This window comes from Pseudomonas fluorescens, assembly GCF_902497855.1.
Lineage (GTDB): Bacteria > Pseudomonadota > Gammaproteobacteria > Pseudomonadales > Pseudomonadaceae > Aquipseudomonas > Aquipseudomonas fluorescens_BI.
In genome coordinates this window covers 961589-986389 of sequence record NZ_CABVHU010000001.1, presented here as the reverse complement: position 1 = coordinate 986389, position 24801 = coordinate 961589, and the positions used below count along the sequence as shown (strand labels likewise).

The following is a 24801-nucleotide window of genomic DNA, read 5'->3' as shown; positions in this document are numbered from 1 at the left end:
TTTGCTTCTTTCAGGAAGCGGTCCAGACTAAAAAACACCGTCTCTGCGATTGGCGACCATTGCCAATCCGCTTGGGAATCAGCACCCTGAAAATGTTTTTCACGCCCGACACGTCACGATCACAGGAGCAGAGTAATGCCCGCAACCGTTCTGGTACTGGTTGAAACCATCAATGATTACCTGCCGATTCTCGAGCATCAAGGCTTCCACCTGATTCTGGCCCCGACGCCCGCCGAACGTGCTGCAGCCATCACCCGGCACGGTGGCCAGATCGATGCGGTGCTGACTCGCGGTCCTTTGGGGCTGTATGCCGATGAAATCGCCGCCCTGCCCAATCTCAAGATTATCTGCGTGATCGGCGCCGGCTACGAACAGGTCGACCTGCAAGCCGCGTCCGACCGGGGCATCACGGTCACCAACGGCGCCGGGGTCAACGCGTCATCGGTCGCCGACCACGCCATGGCCATGCTCCTGGCACTGGTGCGCGACATTCCCCGCTGCGATGCCGCCGTGCGCCGCGGCGAATGGCCAAAAATCATGCGCCCTTCCCTGGCAGGCAAACGCCTGGGCATCCTTGGCCTCGGCGCTGTCGGCATGGCCATTGCCAAACGCGCGGCGCATGGCTTCGACATGACGGTGAGTTACCACAACCGCCAGCATCGCAGCGACGTCCCCTACAGCTTCTGCTCGACGCCAACCGAGCTGGCGCGTGCGTCGGACTTTCTGATCGTCGCCACCCCCGGCGGCCTGGGCACCAAACACCTGATCAACAAACAAGTGCTCGACGCCCTGGGCCCCAAAGGCTTCGTCGTCAACATCGCCCGGGCCAGTGTCATCGTCACCGCGGATCTGATCAGCGCGTTGGAACAGCGACGAATTGCCGGTGCCGCACTGGATGTCTTCGATGCCGAACCCCATGTGCCGGATGCATTCAAGGCACTGGCCAACGTGATCCTGACGCCGCACGTCGCCGGTTTGTCTCCTGAGGCAACCCAGGGAACCGTGGAGCTGGTGGGCCGCAATCTGGTGGCGTTCTTTTCCGCAGAGCCGGTGCTCACCCCTATCGATCTGCCGGCATCCCGGACCAAGGCAGCGCTATAAGCGGTCATTCAAACAGGTGTATCAAAAGCAATGATTGCCCGGCAACACGCTCGCCTATAAGGGTTGTTCGTGATTGTGGGCGTCGGCTGTGCGCATTAGATTAGCCAATAGTCTCAGGCCTCCAAAATAAGCAGAAGGGATAAGCATGGCGCTTACTGACCAGTCCACCCGTATCCGCTCCGGCGAAGAACTCGATGCCAGCCTGATCGATCCGTACCTCAAGGCTCATATTCCGGGCCTTAGTGGCCAGCCTGCCATCAGCCAGTTTCCAGGCGGTGCGTCCAACCTCACCTACTTGCTGGAATACCCCGAACAGGAATTCGTCCTGCGTCGACCACCCTTCGGCCACAAGGCCAAGTCTGCCCACGACATGGGCCGCGAGTTTCGGATCCTCAACCAGCTCCGGGACGGCTTCCCGTACTGTCCTAAAGCCTATGTGCACTGCACCGATGAGTCGGTGATCGGCGCCGAGTTCTATGTGATGGAACGGGTCAAGGGCATCATCCTGCGCGCCGAACTGCCGCCGGAACTGGGCCTGGATTCGGCAAAGACCGAAGCCCTGTGCAAGAGCTTTATCGACAAGTTCGTCGAACTGCACCAAGTCGATTACAAAGCCTGTGGCCTGGGCGACCTCGGCAAACCTGAAGGTTACGTCGCGCGGCAGATCAAAGGCTGGAGCGAGCGCTACGATAAAGCCCTGACACCGGATGCGCCGCAGTGGCAAGCGGTCAAGGCCTGGCTCAACGACAAAATGCCGGCCGATCACCCCAAGTCGAGCATCGTGCACAACGATTACCGCTTCGATAACGTGATCCTCGACCCCAACAATCCGATGCAGATCATCGGCGTGCTCGACTGGGAACTGACCACCCTCGGTGACCCGTTGATGGACCTGGGCAACACCCTCGCCTACTGGATCGAAGCCGACGACCCGGCACCGGTGCAGTTGATGCGCCGCCAGCCGAGCCACGCCCCGGGCATGCTGACCCGCCGTGAGTTCGTCGATTACTACGCTCAACGTTCAGGCATTGAAATCGACAATTTCGATTTCTACTATACCTACGGCCTGTTCCGCCTGGCCGGCATCTTGCAGCAGATCTACTACCGCTTTTTCCATGGTCAGACCCAGGACAAACGCTTCGCGCAGTTCATTCACATGAACAAGCTGCTGGAGCAGATGAGTCTGCAGGTCATTCACAAATCCAGCCTCTGATAACAACACAGGACTCGTAGGAGCCAGGCTTGCCGGCGAAGCGAATTCAAGTACGCCTTCGCCGACAAGCCTGGCTCCTACAAACATCAGGCCACCCTTACAAGGAAAACCCATGTCCAAGACCCAGTTGTTCGACCTCGACGGCAAGATCGCATTCGTTTCCGGTGCCAGCCGCGGCATTGGTGAAGCCATCGCCAAGCTGCTGGCCCAGCAAGGCGCCCACGTCATCGTTTCGAGCCGCAAACTCGACGGCTGCCAGCACGTGGCCGACGCCATCATCGCTGCCGGTGGCAAAGCCACCGCCATCGCTTGCCATATCGGTGAAATGGACCAGATCAGCCAGGTCTTCGCCGGCATCAAGGAACAGTTCGGGCGCCTGGACATCCTGGTCAACAACGCCGCGACCAACCCGCAATTCTGCAACGTACTGGACACCGACCTCGGCGCGTTTCAGAAAACCGTGGACGTCAACATCCGCGGCTACTTCTTCATGTCGGTGGAAGCCGGCAAGCTGATGCGCGAAAACGGTGGCGGCAGCATCATCAACGTGGCTTCGATCAACGGCGTCTCGCCGGGGGCCTTCCAGGGCATCTATTCGGTGACCAAGGCCGCGGTGATCAACATGACCAAGGTATTTGCCAAGGAATGCGCGCAGTTCGGCATTCGCTGCAATGCCCTGCTGCCAGGTCTGACGGATACCAAGTTCGCTTCGGCGCTGGTGAAGAACGAGACCATCCTGAACACCGCGTTGCAGCAGATTCCGCTCAAGCGTGTGGCGGATCCGAGCGAGATGGCCGGGGCCGTCCTTTACCTGGCCAGCGATGCGTCGAGTTACACCACGGGTGTGTCGCTGAATGTGGATGGCGGTTTCCTTTCCTGATTCGATTTTGCGCATGACCAAAGGCAGCCTCAGGGCTGCCTTTTTAGTAGGTGCGCCCCGACCGATCTCATTTTGTGCATACGACGCAGCGCCTGCACTGAAATTCGCGAGCGATGAATAATTTTTCCATATATTGCATTTAGAGAATATTTATTCCATAAATAGCCATCCTGAAAACAACAATCCAAAAGGACCCGGCTATGCGCGAACTCGGTATCGGTCTCATCGGCACAGGCTTCATGGGCCGCGCCCATGCCTTGGCGTTTCGCAATGTCAGTGCGGTATTCGAACTCCCCCTGAAGCTCAAACTCGCCGCCCTGGCCGACGCCGACCCACAACGCGCCCGCCATTGCGCCGACGCCTGGGGGTTCGAGACGGCCCACAGCGACTGGCAGCAATTGATCGACGATCCCAAGGTCGACCTGATCGCCATCACCACGCCCAATCACCTGCACTATCCCATGGCCATGGCCGCCCTCGCCGCTGGCAAACCGGTGTACTGCGAAAAACCACTGGCGGTGAACCTGCAACAGGCCGATGCCATGCGCCTGGCGGCCAAAGCCGCGGGCGTGGTCACGCGGGTGGGTTACAACTATCAGCACAACCCGATCATCGGCCTGGCGCGGGAGCTGATCGAAAACGGCGAGCTGGGGCACATCATCAGTTTCCAGGGTGAGTTCAGCGAAGACTTCATGGCCGATCCGGCCTCACCCTGGTCCTGGCGTTGCGACGCCGGGCATGCCGGCGGCGCGCTGGCGGACCTGGGCAGTCACTTGCTGGCCATGGCCCGGTATCTGGTGGGCGATGTCGAGTCGGTGTGCGCCGACACCCAGACCGTGCACGGGCAACGCCCCGCCGCGCCGGGCAGCCAGGAACAGCGCACCATCGCGGTCGATGATCAGGTCCACGCCTTGCTGCGGTTTGCCAGCGGTGCCCGAGGCACGTTCAGCAGCAGCTGGCTCAAGCACGGTTACAAGAACCACCTGAGCTTCGAAATCAGCGGCACAAAAGGCACCTTGGCATTCGATCAGGAACGCTTGAATGAACTCCGTCTGTTCCGAGCCGGACAGGATGGGTTCCAGACATTGCTGGCGGGGCCGAGCCTGCCCGGTTACGCAGCGTTCAGCCCGGCCGCGGGGCACCAACTGGGTTACAACGAACTCAAGACACTGGAAGTGCATGATTTGGTGATGGCGCTGGCGGGTATAACCCAAGGGGGCACGGATTTCGAACAGGCGTGGCAAGTCGAACGCCTGGCGACGGCCATGCGACTGGCCGCACAGGAGTCGCGGTGGGTCAGGATCGAGGAGGTCTGAGCGAAACCGCCAGTGACACAGTGCCACTGGCGGTTTCGCACACACAGGGGGTGCTTACTGCGTGATGCACCGAGTGAGCGTCGTGTGACGGGTCACCTGCCCCTCAGCCCTCATATCGCCTTGTACCTCGGTGTTCTCCGAGGTCTGGCAAGTGCGTTCAGGGGGTGGCGGCGGTGCGGCGGGAGGGGGTGGTGGCGGACTGGCACAGCCCCCCAGAATCGCGGTAAAGAATGCCAACGACAGTGGCGCAACAATGCGTTTCCCAAGGATTTTCATAGGCTGACCCGCGGTAAGTGATCGACACATTTGCGCAACACAAGACCTCCACCGCCATCCTGCGGACCGGTCACAGAAAAAATACTCTCGTATTCCTTATAGCCCAGTCTCCCGCCAACGCCAGTCCAGCGCCTGTAAACCAGGTAGCTCCTCAAAGTAGCTCCTATAGTACCGGGTCAGAACGATGCAGGCCGTTGCTCTCCAGCTCATAGCGTAACTCTTCGATCAAGGCGCCAACCGCCTCAGGCGTGCGCAGCGTCGCGGCGTTCAACCCGCTGACCACCAGGTCCACCTGCCCCGACACCGGATGATAAAGTTTCACCGTCAGCGAATTATCGCCTGACATAGTGCATTCGCAGGCCAATGGCGAAAAGCTGCGCTCAAGTTGCGCGCGCAATTGCGTCAGCTGAATCATCGCGACTCACCGTGCAGCGGCGCAAAAGAGACCGCACCCTTGAACTGTTGATGGTCCATGTGGCTGTTCCTTGATTGTTCCAAAGGGGACGCGATAACCCTCCGCAGACTCGTATCGCACCCTTACAGCCTATGAACTGCCACCCCTGGCCAGAACATCCATTTGCACCGTCACAACTAGTGCATTTGCACCTTAACGATGCCCCTTGGGCCGCCACTCGCCAGAGAACAACCCACGCTCGCGGGCCCAGACAATCGCCTCGCTGCGACTGTGCACATCCAGCTTGGAATACACCGTCGACACATGATTGCGCACCGTGTTGGTCGCCAGTTTCAGCCGCGCCGCGATTTCCTTGTCGGCCAGGCCTTCACAGATCAGGCCGAGCACATCGCGCTCCCGGGCCGTCAGGTCAGTGAAGGAGACGCTGGGCAGTGACGGCGAACTGACGTTCTTGACGTTGGCGAGCTTCTCGATCAGCGTGCGGCTGAACCAGGAGGCATCCTTCATCACCTCTTCGATGGCTGACACCAGTTCAAGCTCCGTGCGTTTACGCTCGGTGACGTCCATCAATACCACCAGGTAGCAAAGACGATCTTGAATGGCCACGGTATCGGCCGACACCGCGCAATCGATCAATTCGCCGTCTTTTCTACGGACACGAACATCAATGCGATCCAGGCTTGCGGTTTTTTCCAGTGTTGCAAACAGCCGGGTGCGTGCGCCTTTGTCATGGATGAAATCGATCTGCGCAATGGTCTTGCCGAAAACCTCTTCACCGGGAAACGCGAAGGTTTCGAGAAAGGCTTTATTGACGTCCATCACCACCTGATCATGGGCGCCACACACCAGGATCGGCACGGGGGTCAGGCGAAACGCCTTGGCGAAACGCTCCTCACTCTGACGCAGGGCGATTTCGGCCTTGTGCCGCGGCTCCATGTCGACAAAAGAAAACAGCATGCAGGCTTCGTCGTTGAGTTCAAGGGGTTGGCCGGCAACGATGACCTGTTTGCAACCACCGTCGGATAATTGCAGTTCCGCCGACATTTGCGGAATGGTCGCTCCTTCGCGCAACCGCTGTTTGGCCAGGTCCTTGTTTTCGGCCCCATCCAGCACGTCCAGTTCATAGGTCGTGGTGCCGATAACCTGATCACGGGCATAGCCGGTCATCTCGAGGAAGCCGGGGTTGACTTTGATGTAGCGCAAATCGCTGAGACGACAGATCACTGCGGGAGCCGGATTGGCGTTGAAGGTCTTTTCGAAACGCTGCTCGGCACTGGCCCACTCGGTGACATCGTCCATGATCAACACCAACGACTCCGGTTCGCCAGCATTGTCGGTCAGCACCATGCTGCGCACGTTGTGCACCCAGGAGCGCTCTTCGTCGCCAGTCGGCATCACCTCGACCAGGACGTCGCTAAAGGTCTCGCCGCGAGCCACGCGGCTGATCGGGTAATGGTCGGCCGGGACCGGATGATGATTGCGATAGCGCAAGGCGAAACGCCTGGCATACTCCCTGGCATCGCCCCCCAGGTCACCCATCCGGCTGACACCGTGCATGGCCAGCGCAGCCTCGTTGGCCCAGAGAATGGTCTGGTCGAGCTCCAGCAGAATCACCCCGTCGGACAGCCCCGCGATGATCTGCTGCAACTGCCGACGATTGGTTTCGGTGGTCAGGACGTCCTGGCTCATTGCATCTCCACGGCTGTGACGGCGCGTTTACGTGCGGCCTGTGAAGATTACGACCGCTGGCGAGCCTGATCGTGCAGAGGCTGTTCATGGGCATGCCGGGCATAAGGTCAATGTAGCCTGCGATCTTTTGCGCTTCAGGTCGCCAGTTTTCCAGATGCAATGGCGGCGGACGCTGCCAGCATCGCGCGCAACAACACCGCACACCCGGCCGCCAGGTCATCCGGCGCGGCGTTCTCGATTTCGTTGTGGCTGATGCCGCCTTCGCAAGGCACGAAGATCATCCCCGCCGGGCCGAGTTCGGCGAGGAAAATTGCGTCGTGCCCTGCCCCGCTCACGATGTCCATGTGCGACAGGCCCAGCCCCTGGGCGGCACCGCGTACCGCTTCGACGCAACCCTTATCAAAATACAAGGGTGGGAAATCGGCAGTGGGCGTCAGTTCGAAGGTCAGGCCGTGGGTCTGGCAGGTGGTTTCGATCACCTCGCGGACCTCGGCGATCATCGAATCCAGGCGTGCCGGTTCCAGATGACGGAAGTCCAGGGTCATGCGCACTTCACCGGGGATGACGTTGCGTGAACCGGGGTAGGCTTGCAGGCAACCGACGGTGCCGCAGGCGTGGGGCTGATGGCCCAGTGCGGCGCGGTTGACGGCGCCGACGATGATCGAAGCGCCGACCAGGGCATCCTTGCGCAAGTGCATCGGAGTCGGGCCGGCGTGCGCTTCGACACCGCGCAGTTTCAGGTCGAACCATTTCTGCCCGAGGGCGCCCATGACGACGCCAATGGTCTTGTGTTCGTCTTCAAGGATCGGGCCTTGCTCGATGTGCGCTTCGAAGTAGGCACCGACCGCGTGACCGCTGACCTTGCGCGGACCGGCGTAGCCGATGGCATTCAGCGCTTCGCCGACTGTGACACCTTCAGCGTCGACCTTGGCCAGGGTTTCTTCAAGGGTGAATTTTTCCGCGAACACCCCGGAACCCATCATGCAGGGGGCGAAGCGCGAGCCTTCTTCGTTGGTCCACACCACCACTTCCAGCGGTGCTTCGGTTTCCACACCCAGGTCGTTGAGGGTGCGCAGGACTTCGACGCCGGCCAGCACACCGAAGCAGCCATCGAACTTGCCGCCGGTGGGCTGGGTGTCGATGTGGCTGCCGGTCATGACCGGGGGCAAGTCCGGATTGCGCCCGGGGCGGCGGGCGAAGATGTTGCCCACCGCGTCGATGCTGACGGTGCACCCGGCCTCCTCGCACCAGCGCACGAAAATATCCCGGGCCTGGCGGTCGAGGTCGGTCAGGGCCAGGCGGCAGACACCGCCCTTGACCGTGGCGCCGAGTTGGGCCAGTTCCATGAGCGACTGCCACAGGCGATCGCGGTTGATGTGCTGATGGGTGGACTGCAGAACGTCTACGGCTGCGTTCATGATGATCTCCTCAGGCAGTTGTTATAAGTTTCTTCAGGCAGTTCGTTGTTGTTTATGAGGCCGCCTTCGCTGCGGTGCGGCGATCCGACAAGCCAGCTCCTACAGGGGATTGGTGTCGTACACAAATAATGTGTAAACCCCGGTCAACTGTAGGAGCTGGCTTGCCAGCGAAGGGGCCAGTGCTCACACCGCAGATTTCACTGCAGTGGGACTCGGCCGCATCGCACTCAACCCGTAATAAATCAACCCGCCCAGTGCCGACCCGGTAAACCAGCCATAGCTGTAAAACCAACTGAACGCATCACTGCCAAGCGACAACAACGTCAACACCACCGGCACACCGAAGGCGATAAACCCGAACCAGTTCCACGCAGGGTAAACGTCATCGCGATACAGCCCGGCCAGATCCAGTTGCTGCTTCTTGATCAGGAAATAGTCCACCACCATGATCCCGGCGATCGGCCCCAACAAACTGGAGTAGCCCAGCAACCAGTTGGAATAGACCGTTTCCAGACCCAGATCGGAAACAATCAGCCCAAGCTTTTTCAGCAGTTCATGCCCCATCAGCACCAGCCCGACCAGTCCGGTAAGCATCACCGCCTTGGTCCGGTTGATGACCTTGGGCGCGATGTTCTGGAAGTCGTTGGTCGGCGAAACGATGTTGGCCGCGGTATTGGTCGACAGCGTGGCGATGATGATCAGCGCCATGGCCAGTGCGACCCACACCGGGCTCTGGATATGACCGATCAGGGTGACGGGATCGGAGACGGTGACGCCCACCAGTTTCACGGACGCGGCTGTCATCACCACTCCGAGGGAGGCGAACAGGAACATGGTCAGGGGCAAGCCGATGATCTGCCCGACAATCTGGTCCTTCTGGCTTTTCGCATAGCGGCTGAAGTCCGGGATGTTCAGGGACAAGGTGGCCCAGAACCCGACCATGGCGGTCAGCCCGGCGGCGAAGTAACTGGCCACACTGGCCCCTTCCGGACGCTTGGGCGGGATCGCCAGCAACTCGGTCATCGACACATTCGGCATTGCCCACACCAGCAGCCCGACACCGACCAGCACCAACAGCGGCGCCGACAGGGTTTCCAGCCATTTGATCGATTCGGCGCCACGAATCACCACCCACAGGTTCAGCACCCAGAACACCATGAAGCCGATCACTTCGCCGGTGCCGCCCAGTGACTTCCAGCCCTCGAACACCGAGCCCAGAAACAGGTGGATCGCCAGCCCGCCGAACATCGTCTGGATGCCGAACCAGCCGCAGGCCACCAGCGCGCGGATCAGGCAGGGAATGTTGGAGCCGAGGATGCCGAAGGACGAGCGCAGCAACACCGGAAATGGAATGCCGTATTTGGTACCGGGAAAGGCGTTGAGCGTCAGCGGGATCAGCACGATGATATTGGCAAACAGAATCGCCAACAGCGCTTCGCCCACGCTCAGGCCGAAGTACGCGGTGAGGACCCCGCCGAGGGTGTAGGTCGGCACGCAGATCGCCATGCCGACCCACAGGGCAGTGATATGCCATTTGTTCCAGGTTCGCTCGCGAACCTTGGTCGGCGCCATGTCGTGGTTATAACGGGGACTGTCGAGGACATCGCTGCCGGCTTCGAGCTCGAACAAGCCGTCGCGCTCGGTCACTTGCGATCTGATCTGTTGCATGGCCGCTCCACTGTTCTTTGAATTATTTTTTGCTCATCAGGGGCTGGTGGCTTCAATAACCGTGCCGGGCACCCCGTCTGCGCATCGGGCAGTTCCATAAAAACTTTGTAAATAACTGATGTACATCAGTTTTAATTATCAGAATATGAATTCCCGCTTACTTGTCATGCCACTGTCTGACAAGTCGTGCAAACAGTCAGGACTCAATCTGGTGCACCCGTTTTTTTCACGGGTGCGCATCAACCATAGACCATCCTTCAAGCGGCTGATTTCACATAGAAATCTCGTTCATTTTCAGAACCTGTCAAGTGCGTCAAAATGGTGAGGTGCCTCACCATTTCAGTAAATTTGTTATTTTATCTTTCAATATCAACACGTTAAAAAATACATAAGCTTATAAAAATATTCTTGCCCAATCCCCAAACTGCAGCTAGCGTCTATTCTTGACAGCACTGACAGGAATACACCTGTTGGTGTCCGCTTCATATAAAACAGTTAGAACCGACACCAGTCGGTCATTGCCTGCGAGGAACTCGGAATGTCTCTGTTGATCCGTGGCGCCACCCTTATTACCCATGATGAAAGTTATCGTGCCGACGTCTATTGCGCCGACGGCGTGATCAAGGCCATCGGTGACAATCTCGATGTTCCCGCAGGTGCCGAAGTGCTCGACGGCAGCGGCCAGTACCTGATGCCCGGCGGCATCGACCCGCATACGCACATGCAACTGCCCTTCATGGGCACTGTGGCCAGCGAGGATTTTTTCAGCGGCACCGCGGCGGGACTTGCCGGTGGCACCACGTCGATCATCGATTTCGTGATTCCCAATCCGCAGCAGTCGCTGATGGAAGCGTTCCATCAGTGGCGCGGCTGGGCCGAGAAGTCGGCATCGGATTACGGCTTCCATGTCGCCATCACCTGGTGGAGCGAGCAGGTTCGCGAAGAAATGGCCGAACTGGTCAGCCAGCATGGCGTCAACAGCTTCAAGCATTTCATGGCCTACAAGAACGCGATCATGGCCGCCGACGACACCCTGGTGGCGAGCTTCGAGCGCTGCCTGGAGCTGGGCGCCGTGCCGACCGTGCACGCGGAAAACGGCGAACTGGTCTATCACCTGCAACGCAAGCTGATGGCCCAGGGCATGACCGGCCCTGAAGCGCATCCGCTGTCGAGGCCTTCGCAGGTAGAAGGCGAAGCGGCGAGCCGGGCGATCCGTATCGCCGAAACCCTGGGCACCCCCTTATACCTGGTGCACGTCTCGACCAAGGAGGCCCTCGACGAAATCACCTACGCCCGCAGCAAGGGCCAGCAAGTCTATGGCGAGGTGCTGGCCGGGCATCTGCTGCTGGACGACAGCGTCTATCAACACCCGGACTGGCAGACCGCGGCCGGTTACGTGATGAGCCCGCCCTTCCGTCCCCGCGGGCACCAGGAAGCGCTGTGGCACGGCTTGCAATCGGGCAACCTGCACACCACCGCCACCGACCACTGCTGCTTCTGCGCCGAGCAAAAAGCCGCCGGCCGTGATGACTTCAGCAAGATCCCCAACGGCACCGCCGGGATCGAAGACCGCATGGCGGTGCTCTGGGACGAAGGGGTGAACAGCGGGCGTTTGTCGATGCAGCACTTCGTGGCACTGACCTCCACCAACACCGCGAAAATCTTCAATCTCTACCCGCGCAAGGGTGCGATTCGCGTCGGTGCCGATGCCGATCTGGTGCTGTGGGATCCCCATGGTACGCGCACGATTTCGGCGAAGACGCATCACCAGCAGGTCGACTTCAACATCTTCGAAGGCAAGACCGTGCGCGGTGTGCCGAGTCATACCATCAGCCAAGGCCGGGTGGTCTGGGCCGACGGCGACTTGCGGGCCGAGCGTGGTGCTGGACGGTATGTCGAACGGCCGGCGTATCCGGCGGTGTTTGATTTGCTGAGCAAGCGGGCTGAGTTGAATCGGCCGGTTGCGGTTAAACGCTGAAATCCAGGCCTGATTGTTCTGATCGTTCCCACGCTCTGCGTGGGAATGCAGCCCGGGACGCTCTGCGTCCCATTGGAACGCGGAGCGTCCCCTGAGGCATTCCCACGCAGAGCGTGGGAACGATCAGCCCACCAGAGGCAATACCTCAAATAACCGTGAGGCCAACACCGTGATCAAAACCCTGAACCACCTCCCGCATCCCCAAGAGAATGCGTCCGCCCTCGCCGGCCATTTCACCGACCTGGCACCGCCACTCAACGACCGCCAGGCCCATCTGGAAGCCTCGCGCTGCCTGTATTGCTACGACGCGCCCTGCGTGAATGCCTGTCCGAGCGACATCGACATTCCCTCGTTCATCCGCAACATCCACCAGGAAAACGTGCAGGGGGCCGCGCAGAAAATACTCTCGGCCAATATCCTCGGCGGCAGTTGCGCGCGGGTGTGCCCGACGGAAATCCTCTGCCAGCAAGCCTGTGTGCGCAACAACGCCGAGGAATGCGCGCCGGTGCTGATCGGCTTGTTGCAACGTTATGCGGTGGACAACGCGCACTTCAGCGCACACCCGTTCCAGCGCGCCGCGGCCACGGGCAAGCGCATCGCCGTGGTCGGTGCCGGCCCCGCCGGCTTGTCCTGCGCTCACCGCAGCGCCATGCACGGCCATGACGTGGTGATATTCGAGGCCCGGGAAAAGGCAGGTGGCCTCAATGAATACGGGATCGCCAAGTACAAACTGGTGGACGATTACGCGCAGAAGGAGCTGGAATTCCTGCTGCAGATCGGTGGCATCGACATCCGTCACGGGCAAAAACTGGGAGAGAACCTGGCCTTGAGCGACCTGCACCAACAATTCGACGCGGTGTTCCTCGGGCTCGGGTTGGCGGCCAGCAAGCAACTGGGGTTACCTCACGAAGAAGCACCCGGTCTGCTCGCCGCCACCGACTACATCCGCGAACTGCGCCAGGCCGATGACCTGAGCCTGCTGCCCCTCGCGGATCGCTGCATCGTCCTCGGTGCCGGCAACACCGCCATCGACATGGCCGTGCAAATGGCCCGTCTCGGTGCTCGCGACGTCAACCTGGTGTATCGCCGCGGTGTCGAGGACATGGGCGCCACCGGCCACGAACAGGACATCGCCAAGGCCAATCAGGTGCGCTTGTTGACATGGGCACAACCGGAAGAAGTCTTGCTCGACGACCAGGGCCAAGTGCGCGGCATGCGCTTCGCCCGCACCCACCTGGTGGAAGGTCGCCTGCAAACCACCGGGGAAACCTTCGAGCTGGCCGCCGACGCCATTTTCAAAGCCATCGGCCAGGCCTTCGACGCCAGCGCCCTCGCCGATCCGCTGGCCCGTGAACTCAAGCGCCAGGGCGAGCGCATCCTGGTCGACGAACAGCTGCGCACCAGCATCCCCGGGGTGTATGCCGGCGGCGATTGCACCAGCCTCGATCAGGACCTCACCGTGCAGGCCGTGCAGCACGGCAAACTGGCCGCCGAAGCCATCAACGCCCAACTCAAGCTCAACGTGGAGGCTGCGTAAATGGCCGATCTCTCGATTGTCTTCGCCGGCATCAAAGCCCCCAACCCGTTCTGGCTGGCCTCCGCGCCGCCGACCGACAAGGCCTACAACGTGGTCCGCGCCTTCGAGGCGGGCTGGGGCGGCGTGGTCTGGAAAACCCTGGGAGAAGACCCGGCGGCGGTCAACGTGTCGTCGCGGTACTCGGCACACTTCGGCCCCAACCGTGAAGTGATGGGTTTCAACAACATCGAACTGATCACCGATCGCACGCTGGAAATCAACCTGCGGGAAATCACCCAGGTCAAAAAAGACTGGCCGGACCGCGCACTGATCGTCTCGCTGATGGTGCCCTGTGTCGAAGAGTCATGGAAATTCATCCTGCCGCTGGTGGAAGCCACCGGCGCCGACGGCATCGAGCTGAACTTCGGTTGCCCCCATGGCATGCCGGAACGGGGCATGGGCGCGGCGGTCGGCCAGGTGCCGGAGTATGTCGAGCAGGTCACCCGCTGGTGCAAGACTTATTGCTCGCTGCCGGTGATCGTCAAACTCACGCCGAACATCACCGACATCCGCGTCGCCGCCCGCGCGGCCCATCGTGGCGGCGCCGATGCGGTGTCGCTGATCAACACCATCAACTCGATCACCAGCGTCAACCTGGAACGCATGGTCGCCAACCCTGCCGTCGGCAGCCAGAGCACCCACGGCGGTTATTGCGGGTCGGCGGTCAAGCCGATCGCGCTGAACATGGTCGCCGAAATCGCCCGCGACCCACAGACCCAGGGCCTTCCAATCTGCGGCATCGGCGGGATTGGCAGCTGGCGCGACGCGGCGGAATTCATCGCCCTGGGCAGCGGCGCGGTGCAAGTGTGCACGGCGGCGATGCTGCATGGTTTCCGGATAGTCGACGAGATGAAGGATGGCTTGTCACGCTGGATGGACAGTCAGGGTTATGCCAGCGTCGCCGATTTTTCGGGACGCGCGGTGAGCAACACCACGGACTGGAAGTACCTCGATATCAACTATCAGGTGATCGCGAAGATTGACCAGCAAGCCTGCATCGGCTGCGGCCGCTGTCATATCGCCTGCGAAGACACTTCGCACCAGGCGGTGGCCAGCCTCAAACAGGCGGACGGCACGCACAGGTATGAAGTGATCGATGAGGAGTGCGTGGGCTGCAACCTGTGCCAGATCACCTGCCCGGTGCAGGATTGCATCGAGATGGTGCCGATGGAGAACGGCAAGCCGTTTCTGGATTGGGATCATGATCCGAGGAATCCCTATCATGTTGCCCCCTGAAGTCAACGGCGCCTGAACTAACGCCATCGCGGGCAAGCCTCGCTCCTACAGGGTTCTTTGGCGTACACAGGATTTGTGTACGACATAAATCCCTGTAGGAGCGAGGCTTGCCCGCGAAGAGGCCAGCAGCCCCACCGAAATTCTCAAGGCTCCAATCCAATCCCTGCTCAAGCCCGCCGACCTAGCAGTTCTGCTAGTAGACGACAGCCGCAATATCTACGAATCTGACACCCAACCAATTCGCCAGCGAAGGACCGCACCATGTCAACTTCATCATTGAAGATCCTGTGCCGCTATCAATACGACCCACTGGATCGCCTCACGGGCGTGGGACTTCTGGAACGCGCCAGCACCCAGCGCTTTTACCAGGAAGACCATCTGACTACCGAGCTGGGAGAGCAGACGCAACGAACCATCTTCCGCCATGAAGCCCAGCCGCTGGCGCAGCAACAAAGTACAGCTGGCGTTACCGAAACCAAGCTTTTAGCAACCGATCAAGCCCATTCGGTACTGCATACCCTTGCGGAAACCAACCCGCAGCAACTGGCCTATACCGCCTACGGCCATCACCCGGCAGAAAGTGGTCTGAGCCGTTTGCTAGGGTTTAATGGTGAATGCCCCGAGGAGATTACGGGGCACTATTTATTGGGCCATGGTACGCGGGCATTTAACCCTGTGTTGATGCGCTTCAACAGCCCGGACGAGTTGAGCCCGTTTGGCGAAGGAGGGATTAATTGTTATACCTATTGTGAAGGAGACCCCATCAATTTTAAAGATCCAACTGGCAACGTCCGGGTCAATCAACTATTCCAACTATGGAATTCCATAAAACCAAAAATATTCCAACCTTGGAAACAGAATCTAAAAGCATTAGACCTCTCATCTACGGGAATTAGTCGACCTAGGCATACAGCGCGTAATCCAACTAGGTTATCCACTTCAGTCACTGCTAGCGCCCCTCAACCAAGACCCAGCACTTCAACTCTAGCTTCTCAGGATGTTTTATATCCGTATAAACTTCCCGACACTCAAATAAATCCGCGTCAAAACAGTCTTCCAAAAGATGGGCGCTACCAGGATTTGCTAGACGACGCAGTCAGATATGACAAATACAAAAACAGCAACACCAACTACACACCAGTGACCAGCCACGAACTATTAGAAAAAGCAAAAAAATATACCAAAGCAGCAAACCAATCAGAGAGAACAACACCTGCATTAACAATTATAAAAGCAAAGCAATCCCTCCGAAGAACAGAGATGGAAATTAAACGATACAACATTAGAAAGATAGATAACAATAGCCCTTCTTAAGCAGGGTATATCGATTGTCGGGCCATGGTTCGGGAGACGTAATAATTCAGCCCCGAACTACGGCTCCAACCCAATCCCCCGCAATATCACCCCCGTCACCGTCTGCACTGCCCGCTCGAACTGCATGTCCGACAACGGCTGATGATCATTCAAAATATTCACCTGATGATCAAAATCCGCATAATGCTGAGTCGACGCCCAAATCATATACAACAAGCTCGAAGGCTCCACCGGCAAAATGCGTTTGTCCTCCACCCACTGGCGGATTTTCGCTTCTTTCATCTTGGCCCAGTCGTACAGGCTCGCATCCAGTTTCTCGCCCAGGGTCGGGGCGCCATGGATGATTTCGTTGGCCCAGACTTTGGAGCCGTACGGACGGCTGCGGGAATGGTTCATCTTGGCGCGGATGTAGCTGCTGAGCACGACCCGTGGGTCGTCGAACATCTCGAAGCACAGGGCGTCCTGCTTCCAGACTTCGAGCAGGTCGAACAGCACGGCGCTGTACAGCTCGCCCTTGGTGCTGAAGTAGTAATGCAGGTTGGAACGCGGCAGTTGCACCTCGGCGGCGATGTCGGCCATGGCGGTGCTGCCGAAGCCTTTTTCGGCGAAGACTTTCTCGGCCCCAAGCAGAATTTTCTCGATGTTACTGCGGCGAATCTCGATCTTGTGATTGCCCATGAGGGCTCCCTGACAACAGCATTGGCCAAGACTAGCATCCGCTCTACTTCGGGGCGACAGGGGAAAACGAATCTTCCTACGCCCGGTTTCATGCTCATGCAGGTAAACTGCCCGACTCTTCGAACCTGCCTCTGAGGTATCCACGATGCTGCTCAAGAACGCCCTGACCACCGCCGCCCTCCTCGGCTCACTGTTCGCCGCCTCGTCGGTGTTGGCCCATGCCCATTTGAAAAGCCAGACTCCGGCTGCGGACAGCACCGTGAGCGCACCGACGGAACTGCGCCTGGTGTTTTCCGAAGGCGTGGAAGCGACCTTTACCAAAGTCAGCATCAGCAAGGACGGCGCCACAGTCCCGGTGAAAAGCCTGGCCACCGAAGGCAGCGATAAAAAGACCCTGGTCGTGACCCCGGCGGCGCCATTGGCAGCCGGTGCGTACAAAGTCGAGTGGCATGCGGTGTCGGTCGATACCCACAAAAGCGAAGGCGCCTACAGCTTCAAGGTTGGCCAGTAATTCATGATCAGTGCGATGGTGCTGTGCCGTTTCCTGCATTTCACCGTGGTGTTGATGCTGTTTGGGGCCTGGGTATTCAAGCCTTTGCTATTGGGCCGTGAAACCGCGCTGGATCGGCCTCTGGCGCGGGTCAGTCGGTGGCTTGCCGGGGCGGCGTTGCTCAGCGGCGTCGCCTGGTTGCTGCTGATCACCGCCAGCATGGCCGGCTCCTGGGCGGCGGCATTCGATCCGTCGACCCTGGGACTGGTGTTGGGCAAGACGTTTTTCGGCCAGGTCTGGCGCTGGCATTTGTTGCTCAATCTGCTGTTGCTGCTGACGCCGCTGCGCGACAACCTCCCCTGGCGAATCGTCTTGAGTGGCCTGTTGCTGGCGACATTGGCCCCGGTGGGCCATGGCGCCATGCTCGACGGCAACGAAGGCCGGTTGCTGATCCTCAACCAGATCATCCATCTGACCTGCGTCGGCGCCTGGCTCGGGGGGTTGATGGTGTTGGTGATTATCTTCCTGCGACCAGACACACACTCCATCAAAGCGATATTGCAACGTTTCAGCGGTGTCGGTTATGCGTTGGTGGCGGGGCTGGTGATCACGGGGCTGATCAATGTGCGGGTCCTGACCGGGCAATTCTGGCCTACGCCACTGCTGTCGGGTTTCGCGCTGATTTTGCTGATCAAGGTGGTGCTGGTCATCGCCATGGCGGGACTGGCGCTGTTCAACCGACTGCGGATCAAGGATTGCGAACAGCGGCTGTCAACTCTGAAAACGAGTGTGATCCTGGAATGGTTGCTGGGGATTGGGGCGGTGGCGGCGGTATCGCTGCTGGGGACCCTGCCGCCAATGATCATGAGCTGAAATACCCCCCCTGTAGGAGCTGGCTTGCCAGCGAAGGCGGTGTATCAGCCGACATAGTTATCGACTGAACGGACGCTTTCGCTGGCAAGCCAGCTCCTACAGGGTTCATCGACATACGACCAAAGTCTTTGAGTCATCGTATAACTTCTAATTGACAATCTCCGGAATCCTCGCAAATAATCGCCCCCATGTTGTACGACGACGTATGACAACAATAAAAACAAAAAAGTAAACGGGAGCGTCACAGTGAGCAAGCTCGTCCGCAATTTCTCCGTCAGCACCCCTCGTCCTGCCTTCGCACGCCGTCATACCCTGGGCCTCATCAGCTTCAGCAGCCTGGCTTTCGCACTGCCCCTGACCGCCAACGCCGAGGGCTTCGTCGATGATGCCAAGGCCACGTTGAACCTGCGCAACGCCTATTTCAATCGCAACTTCACCAACCCGGCCAACGCCCAGGGCAAGGCTGAAGAGTGGACGCAAAGTTTTATCCTCGACGCGAAGTCCGGGTTCACTCCAGGGCCAGTCGGTTTTGGCGTAGACGTACTGGGTATGTACTCGCAAAAGCTTGACGGCGGTAAAGGCACCGGCGGCACGCAGTTGTTGCCGATCCATGACGACGGCCGTCCTGCGGACAATTTCGGGCGGCTGGGTGTGGCGGTGAAAGGCAAAATCTCGAAAACCGAAGTGAAGGTCGGCGAATGGATGCCGGTGTTGCCGATCCTGCGTTCCGACGACGGCCGCTCCCTGCCGCAGACCTTCCGCGGTGGCCAGGTGACGTCCACCGAGATCAGCGGCCTGACGCTCTACGGCGGTCAGTTCCGCGCCAACAGCCCGCGCAACGACGCGAGCATGGAAGACATGTTCATGAACGGCAAGGCTGCCTTTACCTCCGACCGGTTCAACTTCGGCGGCGGTGAATATGCGTTCAATGAAAAGCGCACCCAGGTCGGGGTCTGGTACGCGGAGCTCAGCGACATCTATCAGCAGCAGTATTTCAACCTGAGCCACAGCCAGCCCATCGGCGACTGGACCCTGGGCGCCAACCTCGGTTACTTCATCGGCAAGGAAGACGGCAGCGCCCTGGCCGGCGACCTCGACAACAAAACCGCGTTCGCCATGCTCTCGGCCAAATACGGCGGCAACACTTTTTATGTCGGCCTGCAAAAGCTCAGCGGCGACGATGTCTGGATGCGGGTCAACGGCACCAGCGGCGGCACCCTGGCCAACGATAGCTACAACTCGAGCTACGACAACGCCAAGGAAAAATCCTGGCAGCTGCGCCACGACTACAACTTCGTTGCCGTCGGCATTCCGGGCTTGACGATGATGAACCGCTACATCAGCGGCGATAACGTGCACACCGGCGCGATCACCGACGGCAAGGAATGGGGTCGCGAATCGGAGTTGGCCTACACCGTGCAGAGCGGCGTACTGAAGAACCTCAACGTCAAATGGCGCAACGCGACCATCCGCCGGGATTTCAGTACCAACGAATTCGATGAAAACCGGATTTTTATCAGCTATCCGCTTTCGTTGTTGTAAGGCTTTCGGGCTGAGACGAACCCGAGGGCGGACGCCTTTCTGTAGGAGCAAGCTTGCTCGCGATGGACTCAAGGGCGGCGCGTTTATCCAGAGAAGGCGCGTTATCGTTAACGTCCATCGCGAGCAAGCTCGCTCCTACAGTGGGTTACAGGTTCTGCGTTTGTCGGGAGGTGACAGCCCTCCGTCAATTTCAACCAACGTTGCGTTGACAAAACCCGGAAACCCTAACGATACTCCAGCATAGTCGTACGACAACCTACAACAATGATTTTGCGTCCAGGAACTTGCCATGACCACAACGTCCAATGCCCCTTTCAATCGCCTGCTGCTGACCGGTGCCGCCGGCGGCCTCGGTAAAGTGCTGCGCGAAACGCTGCGGCCTTATGCCAACGTGATTCGCCTGTCGGACATCGCCGACATCGCCCCGGCCATCGATGATCGCGAAGAAGTCGTCACCTGCGACCTGTCCGACAAGCAAGCCGTGCATCGACTGGTCGAAGGCGTGGACGCCATCCTGCACTTCGGCGGTGTGTCGGTAGAGCGCTCGTTCGAAGAAATCCTCGGCGCCAACATCTGCGGCGTGTTCCACATCTACGAAGCGGCGCGCCGACATGGCGTCAAGCGCGTGATCTTCGCCAGCTCCAACCATGTGATCGGCTTCTACAAGCAGGACCAGGTCATCGATGCCCACTCCCCGCGTCGCCCGGACAGCTACTACGGCTTGTCCAAGTCCTATGGCGAAGACATGGCCACGTTCTACTTCGATCGATATGGCATCGAGACCGTCAGCATCCGCATTGGCTCCTCGTTCCCGGAACCGCAAAACCGCCGGATGATGAGCACCTGGCTGAGCTTCGGCGACCTCACGCAATTGCTCGAACGTGCGTTGCTCACCCCGGGCGTCGGCCACACCGTGGTGTATGGCATGTCCGATAACAAGGATATCTGGTGGGATAATCGCTTCGCGACCGCCCTGGGCTATGCACCCAAGGACAGCTCCGAAGTGTTCCGCGACAAGGTCGAAGCCCAGCCGATGCCGGCCGCCGATGATCCGGCGCGGGTCTATCAGGGTGGCGCCTTCTGCGCGGCCGGCCCGTTCGGCGACTGACACCGCACCGATCCCCTCCACACAAAGCCCAAGGGAATGAGTCGCCATGCACGCTGAATTGATTGTCGATGCCCGTAACGCGGTCGGCGAAAGCCCGGTGTGGGTCGCTGAGGAAAACGCCCTGTACTGGGTCGATATTCCCGCTGGGCGTCTGCAACGCTGGAGCGCCGACAGCGGTCATGTCGATACCTGGACCACCCCGCAAATGCTTGCCTGCATCGCGCGTCAAAGCAAAGGACGCTGGGTGGCCGGGATGGAAAGCGGCTTCTTTGAGCTGCACCCGCATAACGACGGCAGCCTCGACAGCGTATTGCTGGCCGATGTGAATCACGCCCGCCCCGACATGCGCCTCAACGACGGTCGTTGCGATCGCCAGGGGCGCTTCTGGGCGGGCAGCATGGTGCTGAACATGGGCGCCAACGCCGCCGAGGGCGCGCTTTATCGCTACAGCGCCGGGCAACCGGGGCCGCTGGAGGCGCAACTCGGCGGGTTCATCGTGCCCAACGGTTTGGGCTTCAGCCCGGATGGACGCACGATGTACCTGTCGGACTCCCATCCGCTGGTCCAGCAGATCTGGGCCTTCGATTACGACATCGACAACGGCATGCCGTCCAATCGCCGGTTGTTCGTCGACATGCATCAGTTTCCCGGACGTCCCGACGGCGCCGCGGTGGATGCCGAAGGCTGCTACTGGATCTGCGCCAACGACGCCGGGCTGATCCATCGTTTCACCCCCGATGGCCGACTGGACCGCTCCCTCGCGGTCCCGGTGAAAAAACCCACCATGTGCGCCTTCGGCGGCAGTCGACTGGACACGCTGTTCGTGACCTCGATCCGCCCCGGTGACGACCAGGACGAACAGTCACTGGCCGGTGGTGTATTCGCCCTCGATCCCGGTGTGAAAGGTTTGCCGGAACCTGAGTTCAACCCTTTGCCGTAACCGCTTGTGCTGCACCGCTGCGCCATGAATACAACAATAACAAGACTGGAGAGACAACCCATGGACTTCAAACGCACCTTGCTCGCCGCTGCACTCCCCCTCGCCTTCACCCTCAGCAGTGCCGTCCAGGCGCTGGAAATCAAATTCGCCGACATCCACCCCGCCGGTTACCCGACCGTGGTGGCGGAAGAACAACTGGGCAAGACCCTGGTGGCCGACAGTGGCGGCAAGTTGACGTTCAAGATGTTCGCCGGCGGCGTGCTCGGCTCGGAAAAAGAAGTGGTGGAACAGGCCCAGGTGGGCGCCATCCAGATGGCCCGGGTGAGCCTGGGCATCGTCGGGCCGGTGGTGCCGGACGTGAACGTGTTCAACATGCCGTTTGTATTCCGCGACCAGGCGCACATGCGTAAAGTCATCGACGGTGAAGTCGGCGACGAGATCCTGGCGAAGATCACCAATTCCGAATTCAACCTGGTCGCCCTGGCCTGGATGGACGGCGGCACGCGCAACATCTACACCAAGAAACCGGTGCGCAGCCTGGCCGACCTCAAGGGCATGAAGATCCGCGTGCAAGGCAACCCGATGTTCATCGAAACCATCAACGCCATGGGCGGCAACGGCATTGCGATGGACACCGGCGAGATCTTCAGTGCGTTGCAGACCGGGGTGATCGACGGCGCGGAAAACAACCCGCCGACCCTGCTCGAACATAACCACTACCAGAACGCCAAGTTCTACAGCCTGACCGGGCACCTGATCCTGCCCGAGCCGATCGTGATGTCGAAAATCACCTGGGACAAACTCACCCCCGAGCAACAAGTGCTGGTGAAGAAAACCGCCAAGGCGGCACAGGCCCAGGAACGCACGTTGTGGGACGCAAAATCCGCCAGCAGCGAAGAGAAACTCAAGGCGGCCGGCGTCGAATTCATCACCGTCGACAAGAAACCTTTCTATGAGGCCACCGCCTCGGTCCGGGAAAAATACGGCGCACCCTACGCCGATCTTATCAAGCGCATCGAAGCCGTCCAGTAACCCTCCCTGCATTCATGAAAGGCCCGGCGCCGCTGACGTTGGTGTAGGTCAGCGCGCGCCCGGTTACGGTGGAACCCGATGAAGAATCTGCTGCTGCGTATCAACGACAGGATTTACATGACCTGCATCTGGGTCGCGGGGATGTCGGTCCTGGCCATTTCCCTGATCATTCCCTGGGGCGTGTTTGCCCGCTACATCCTGGGCACGGGCTCGAGCTGGCCGGAGCCCACCGCCATTCTGCTGATGATGGTCTTCACCTTCATCGGTGCCGCCGCCAGCTATCGCGCCGGCGCGCACATGGCCGTGGCCATGCTGACGGATCGCATGACGCCGCAACTGCGCAAGACCATGAGCATCGTCTCGCAACTGCTGATGGCAACGATCTGCCTGTTCATGACGGTCTGGGGCACCAAGCTGTGCATCTCCACCTGGAACCAGTTCATGAGCGCCCTGCCCACCCTGCGAGTCGGCATCACTTACATGCCGATCCCCGTCGGCGGTCTGCTGACGCTGATCTTTGTCCTGGAAAAACTCTTGCTCGGTGATCAGAGCAACCGTCGGGTCGTGCGTTTCGACCTGGTTGAAGAAAGCGAAGGTGCCGCCTGAATGGACGCTCTGATTCTGCTGGGCAGTTTTATCGCTTTGATACTGATCGGCATGCCGGTCGCCTATGCCCTGGGCCTTTCCGCCCTGATCGGCGCCTGGTGGATCGACATTCCGTTCCAGGCCCTGATGATTCAGGTCGCCGGTGGCGTCAACAAGTTCTCGCTGCTGGCGATCCCGTTTTTCGTCCTGGCGGGCGCGATCATGGCCGAGGGCGGCATGTCCCGGCGGCTGGTGGCGTTTGCCGGGGTGCTGGTCGGATTTGTGCGTGGCGGATTGTCGCTGGTCAACATCATGGCCTCGACCTTCTTCGGGGCGATCTCCGGTTCCTCGGTGGCGGATACCGCGTCGGTGGGCTCGGTGCTGATTCCAGAGATGGAACGGCGCGGCTATCCCCGGGAATTCGCCACGGCGGTCACCGTCAGCGGCTCGGTGCAAGCGCTGTTGACCCCGCCCAGCCACAACTCGGTGCTCTACTCGCTGGCGGCCGGCGGCACGGTGTCGATCGCCTCGCTGTTCATGGCCGGCGTGGTCCCGGGCCTGTTGATGAGCGCCTGCCTGATGGTGCTGTGCCTGATCTTCGCCAAAAAGCGCAACTACCCCAAGGGCGAAGTCATTCCCATGCGGCAGGCGCTGAAGATCTGCGGCGAAGCGATGTGGGGCCTGATGGCCATGGTGATCATCCTCGGCGGCATTCTTTCGGGGATCTTCACCGCGACTGAATCGGCGGCCATTGCGGTGTTGTGGTCGTTCTTCGTCACCATGTTCATCTACCGCGACTACAAGTGGAGCGAGCTGCCGAAACTGATGCACCGCACGGTACGCACGATCTCGATCGTGATGATCCTGATCGGTTTTGCCGCCAGCTTCGGCTACATCATGACCCTGATGCAGATCCCGTCGAAGATCACCACGATGTTCCTGACCCTGTCGGACAATCGCTATGTGATCCTGATGTGCATCAACGTCATGCTGCTGTTGCTTGGCACGGTGATGGACATGGCGCCGCTGATCCTGATCCTGACACCGATTTTGATGCCGGTGATCCTGGGCATTGGTGTGGACCCGGTGCAGTTCGGCATGATCATGCTGGTGAACCTTGGCATTGGTTTGATAACGCCGCCGGTGGGCGCGGTGCTGTTTGTGGGGTCGGCGGTGGGTAAAGTCAGTATCGAGAAGACCGTGAAGGCGCTGCTGCCGTTCTATGGTGTGCTGTTCCTGGTGCTGATGGCCGTGACCTACATTCCGGCGCTGTCGCTGTGGTTGCCGCATTTGGTGTTGTAGAACGCGGGTCCCGGCCCTGGCAAAACATTCGCAACTGTAAACGCGTTACCTGTAGGAGCCAGGCTTGCCGGCGAAGGCGTCTTTGAATACGCCTTCGCCGGCAAGCCTGGCTCCTACAGGCGAAGGCGCATTTGAGATCGCCTTCGCCGGCAAGCCTGGCTCCTACAGGCG

21 protein-coding genes are annotated in these 24801 nt (G+C 59.8%); 16 read left to right on the top strand and 5 right to left on the bottom strand.

Translation table 11 applies throughout. The features are described 5' to 3' along the window. Window positions 1–135: 135 nt before the first annotated feature. The 4 genes from F8N96_RS04675 to F8N96_RS04660 all read left to right on the top strand — a co-directional run bounded on the left by F8N96_RS04675 (window position 136) and on the right by F8N96_RS04660 (window position 4510). The gene (locus tag F8N96_RS04675) at window positions 136–1101 is read left to right on the top strand and encodes a 2-hydroxyacid dehydrogenase (RefSeq protein ID WP_150796788.1); all 966 of its coding nucleotides are present in this window, start codon (window positions 136–138) and stop codon (window positions 1099–1101) included. Window positions 1102–1246: 145 nt separating this feature from the next. After that, window positions 1247–2314 (top strand): phosphotransferase family protein, encoded by a 1068-nt coding sequence (locus F8N96_RS04670; RefSeq protein ID WP_150796787.1) that lies wholly within the window; start codon window positions 1247–1249, stop codon window positions 2312–2314. A 112-nt stretch (window positions 2315–2426) separates the two neighbouring features. Next, window positions 2427–3194: an SDR family oxidoreductase gene (locus tag F8N96_RS04665; RefSeq protein ID WP_150796786.1), complete on the top strand. Its 768-nt coding sequence runs from the start codon at window positions 2427–2429 to the stop codon at window positions 3192–3194. Window positions 3195–3394: 200 nt separating this feature from the next. Beyond that, window positions 3395–4510 carry a Gfo/Idh/MocA family protein gene (locus tag F8N96_RS04660; protein WP_150796785.1) on the top strand — a complete coding sequence of 372 codons (1116 nt, stop codon included), beginning with the start codon at window positions 3395–3397 and terminating at the stop codon, window positions 4508–4510. A gap of 439 nt (window positions 4511–4949) precedes the next feature. On the opposite strand, the gene F8N96_RS04655 is transcribed toward F8N96_RS04660, so the two are convergent. The 4 genes from F8N96_RS04655 to F8N96_RS04640 all read right to left on the bottom strand — a co-directional run bounded on the left by F8N96_RS04655 (window position 4950) and on the right by F8N96_RS04640 (window position 9976). After that, window positions 4950–5201 (bottom strand): DUF1652 domain-containing protein, encoded by a 252-nt coding sequence (locus F8N96_RS04655; protein WP_150796784.1) that lies wholly within the window; start codon window positions 5199–5201, stop codon window positions 4950–4952. 192 nt (window positions 5202–5393) lie between these two features. After that, on the bottom strand, window positions 5394–6890 hold the full coding sequence (locus tag F8N96_RS04650; protein ID WP_150796783.1) for a helix-turn-helix transcriptional regulator: 1497 nt from the start codon (window positions 6888–6890) through the stop codon (window positions 5394–5396). 134 nt (window positions 6891–7024) lie between these two features. Beyond that, window positions 7025–8308, bottom strand: a complete 1284-nt coding sequence (locus F8N96_RS04645; RefSeq protein WP_150796782.1) for a Zn-dependent hydrolase — start codon at window positions 8306–8308, stop codon at window positions 7025–7027. 183 nt (window positions 8309–8491) lie between these two features. Next, window positions 8492–9976 carry an NCS1 family nucleobase:cation symporter-1 gene (locus tag F8N96_RS04640; protein ID WP_150796781.1) on the bottom strand — a complete coding sequence of 495 codons (1485 nt, stop codon included), beginning with the start codon at window positions 9974–9976 and terminating at the stop codon, window positions 8492–8494. A gap of 538 nt (window positions 9977–10514) precedes the next feature. Between F8N96_RS04640 and hydA the strand changes: the two genes are divergently transcribed. The 4 genes from hydA (at window position 10515) to F8N96_RS04620 (ending at window position 16080) form a co-directional block, all read left to right on the top strand. Next, the gene (gene hydA / locus F8N96_RS04635; protein ID WP_150796780.1) at window positions 10515–11954 is read left to right on the top strand and encodes a dihydropyrimidinase; all 1440 of its coding nucleotides are present in this window, start codon (window positions 10515–10517) and stop codon (window positions 11952–11954) included. Between the two features lie 169 nt (window positions 11955–12123). Continuing rightward, entirely contained in the window at window positions 12124–13491 is a 1368-nt protein-coding gene (locus F8N96_RS04630) for an NAD(P)-dependent oxidoreductase (RefSeq protein ID WP_150796779.1), read from the top strand. Beyond that, a complete protein-coding gene (gene preA / locus F8N96_RS04625) occupies window positions 13492–14766 on the top strand; it encodes an NAD-dependent dihydropyrimidine dehydrogenase subunit PreA (RefSeq protein ID WP_150796778.1) in 1275 nt (424 codons plus the stop codon). It begins immediately after the preceding gene. A 261-nt stretch (window positions 14767–15027) separates the two neighbouring features. Beyond that, entirely contained in the window at window positions 15028–16080 is a 1053-nt protein-coding gene (locus F8N96_RS04620) for an RHS repeat-associated core domain-containing protein (protein ID WP_150796777.1), read from the top strand. A gap of 57 nt (window positions 16081–16137) precedes the next feature. On the opposite strand, the gene F8N96_RS04615 is transcribed toward F8N96_RS04620, so the two are convergent. Beyond that, window positions 16138–16758, bottom strand: coding sequence for a TetR/AcrR family transcriptional regulator (locus F8N96_RS04615; protein ID WP_150796776.1), 621 nt, complete (start codon window positions 16756–16758; stop codon window positions 16138–16140). Between the two features lie 145 nt (window positions 16759–16903). Between F8N96_RS04615 and copC the strand changes: the two genes are divergently transcribed. The 8 genes from copC to F8N96_RS04575 all read left to right on the top strand — a co-directional run bounded on the left by copC (window position 16904) and on the right by F8N96_RS04575 (window position 24630). Beyond that, complete coding sequence (gene copC, locus F8N96_RS04610) at window positions 16904–17269, top strand: copper homeostasis periplasmic binding protein CopC (protein WP_150796775.1); 366 nt, start codon at window positions 16904–16906, stop codon at window positions 17267–17269. A gap of 3 nt (window positions 17270–17272) precedes the next feature. Next, the gene (gene copD, locus F8N96_RS04605) at window positions 17273–18121 is read left to right on the top strand and encodes a copper homeostasis membrane protein CopD (RefSeq protein WP_150796774.1); all 849 of its coding nucleotides are present in this window, start codon (window positions 17273–17275) and stop codon (window positions 18119–18121) included. 246 nt (window positions 18122–18367) lie between these two features. Beyond that, the gene (locus F8N96_RS04600; RefSeq protein ID WP_150796773.1) at window positions 18368–19663 is read left to right on the top strand and encodes an OprD family porin; all 1296 of its coding nucleotides are present in this window, start codon (window positions 18368–18370) and stop codon (window positions 19661–19663) included. Between the two features lie 289 nt (window positions 19664–19952). Continuing rightward, complete coding sequence (locus F8N96_RS04595) at window positions 19953–20771, top strand: NAD-dependent epimerase/dehydratase family protein (protein WP_150796772.1); 819 nt, start codon at window positions 19953–19955, stop codon at window positions 20769–20771. Between the two features lie 46 nt (window positions 20772–20817). Then, on the top strand, window positions 20818–21711 hold the full coding sequence (locus F8N96_RS04590) for an SMP-30/gluconolactonase/LRE family protein (RefSeq protein WP_150796771.1): 894 nt from the start codon (window positions 20818–20820) through the stop codon (window positions 21709–21711). A 60-nt stretch (window positions 21712–21771) separates the two neighbouring features. After that, window positions 21772–22743 (top strand): TRAP transporter substrate-binding protein, encoded by a 972-nt coding sequence (locus tag F8N96_RS04585; RefSeq protein ID WP_150796770.1) that lies wholly within the window; start codon window positions 21772–21774, stop codon window positions 22741–22743. A 78-nt stretch (window positions 22744–22821) separates the two neighbouring features. Then, window positions 22822–23349: a TRAP transporter small permease gene (locus F8N96_RS04580; protein ID WP_150796769.1), complete on the top strand. Its 528-nt coding sequence runs from the start codon at window positions 22822–22824 to the stop codon at window positions 23347–23349. Then, window positions 23350–24630, top strand: coding sequence for a TRAP transporter large permease (locus F8N96_RS04575; protein ID WP_150764836.1), 1281 nt, complete (start codon window positions 23350–23352; stop codon window positions 24628–24630). Window positions 24631–24801: the final 171 nt, after the last annotated feature.

Excerpts from the sequence above, each read along its gene's own strand:
- F8N96_RS04620 (WP_150796777.1), top strand. The coding sequence starts at position 15,028 with ATGTCAACTTCATCATTGAAGATCCTGTGCCGCTATCAATACGACCCA.
- F8N96_RS04665 (WP_150796786.1), top strand. The coding sequence starts at position 2,427 with ATGTCCAAGACCCAGTTGTTCGACCTCGACGGCAAGATCGCATTCGTT.
- F8N96_RS04615 (WP_150796776.1), bottom strand. The coding sequence starts at position 16,758 with ATGGGCAATCACAAGATCGAGATTCGCCGCAGTAACATCGAGAAAATT.
- F8N96_RS04660 (WP_150796785.1), top strand. The coding sequence starts at position 3,395 with ATGCGCGAACTCGGTATCGGTCTCATCGGCACAGGCTTCATGGGCCGC.
- F8N96_RS04670 (WP_150796787.1), top strand. The coding sequence starts at position 1,247 with ATGGCGCTTACTGACCAGTCCACCCGTATCCGCTCCGGCGAAGAACTC.
- F8N96_RS04640 (WP_150796781.1), bottom strand. The coding sequence starts at position 9,976 with ATGCAACAGATCAGATCGCAAGTGACCGAGCGCGACGGCTTGTTCGAG.
- F8N96_RS04575 (WP_150764836.1), top strand. The coding sequence starts at position 23,350 with ATGGACGCTCTGATTCTGCTGGGCAGTTTTATCGCTTTGATACTGATC.
- F8N96_RS04595 (WP_150796772.1), top strand. The coding sequence starts at position 19,953 with ATGACCACAACGTCCAATGCCCCTTTCAATCGCCTGCTGCTGACCGGT.
- F8N96_RS04650 (WP_150796783.1), bottom strand. The coding sequence starts at position 6,890 with ATGAGCCAGGACGTCCTGACCACCGAAACCAATCGTCGGCAGTTGCAG.
- F8N96_RS04580 (WP_150796769.1), top strand. The coding sequence starts at position 22,822 with ATGAAGAATCTGCTGCTGCGTATCAACGACAGGATTTACATGACCTGC.
- F8N96_RS04645 (WP_150796782.1), bottom strand. The coding sequence starts at position 8,308 with ATGAACGCAGCCGTAGACGTTCTGCAGTCCACCCATCAGCACATCAAC.
- preA (WP_150796778.1), top strand. The coding sequence starts at position 13,492 with ATGGCCGATCTCTCGATTGTCTTCGCCGGCATCAAAGCCCCCAACCCG.
- F8N96_RS04585 (WP_150796770.1), top strand. The coding sequence starts at position 21,772 with ATGGACTTCAAACGCACCTTGCTCGCCGCTGCACTCCCCCTCGCCTTC.
- F8N96_RS04590 (WP_150796771.1), top strand. The coding sequence starts at position 20,818 with ATGCACGCTGAATTGATTGTCGATGCCCGTAACGCGGTCGGCGAAAGC.
- copC (WP_150796775.1), top strand. The coding sequence starts at position 16,904 with ATGCTGCTCAAGAACGCCCTGACCACCGCCGCCCTCCTCGGCTCACTG.
- hydA (WP_150796780.1), top strand. The coding sequence starts at position 10,515 with ATGTCTCTGTTGATCCGTGGCGCCACCCTTATTACCCATGATGAAAGT.
- copD (WP_150796774.1), top strand. The coding sequence starts at position 17,273 with ATGATCAGTGCGATGGTGCTGTGCCGTTTCCTGCATTTCACCGTGGTG.
- F8N96_RS04655 (WP_150796784.1), bottom strand. The coding sequence starts at position 5,201 with ATGATTCAGCTGACGCAATTGCGCGCGCAACTTGAGCGCAGCTTTTCG.
- F8N96_RS04675 (WP_150796788.1), top strand. The coding sequence starts at position 136 with ATGCCCGCAACCGTTCTGGTACTGGTTGAAACCATCAATGATTACCTG.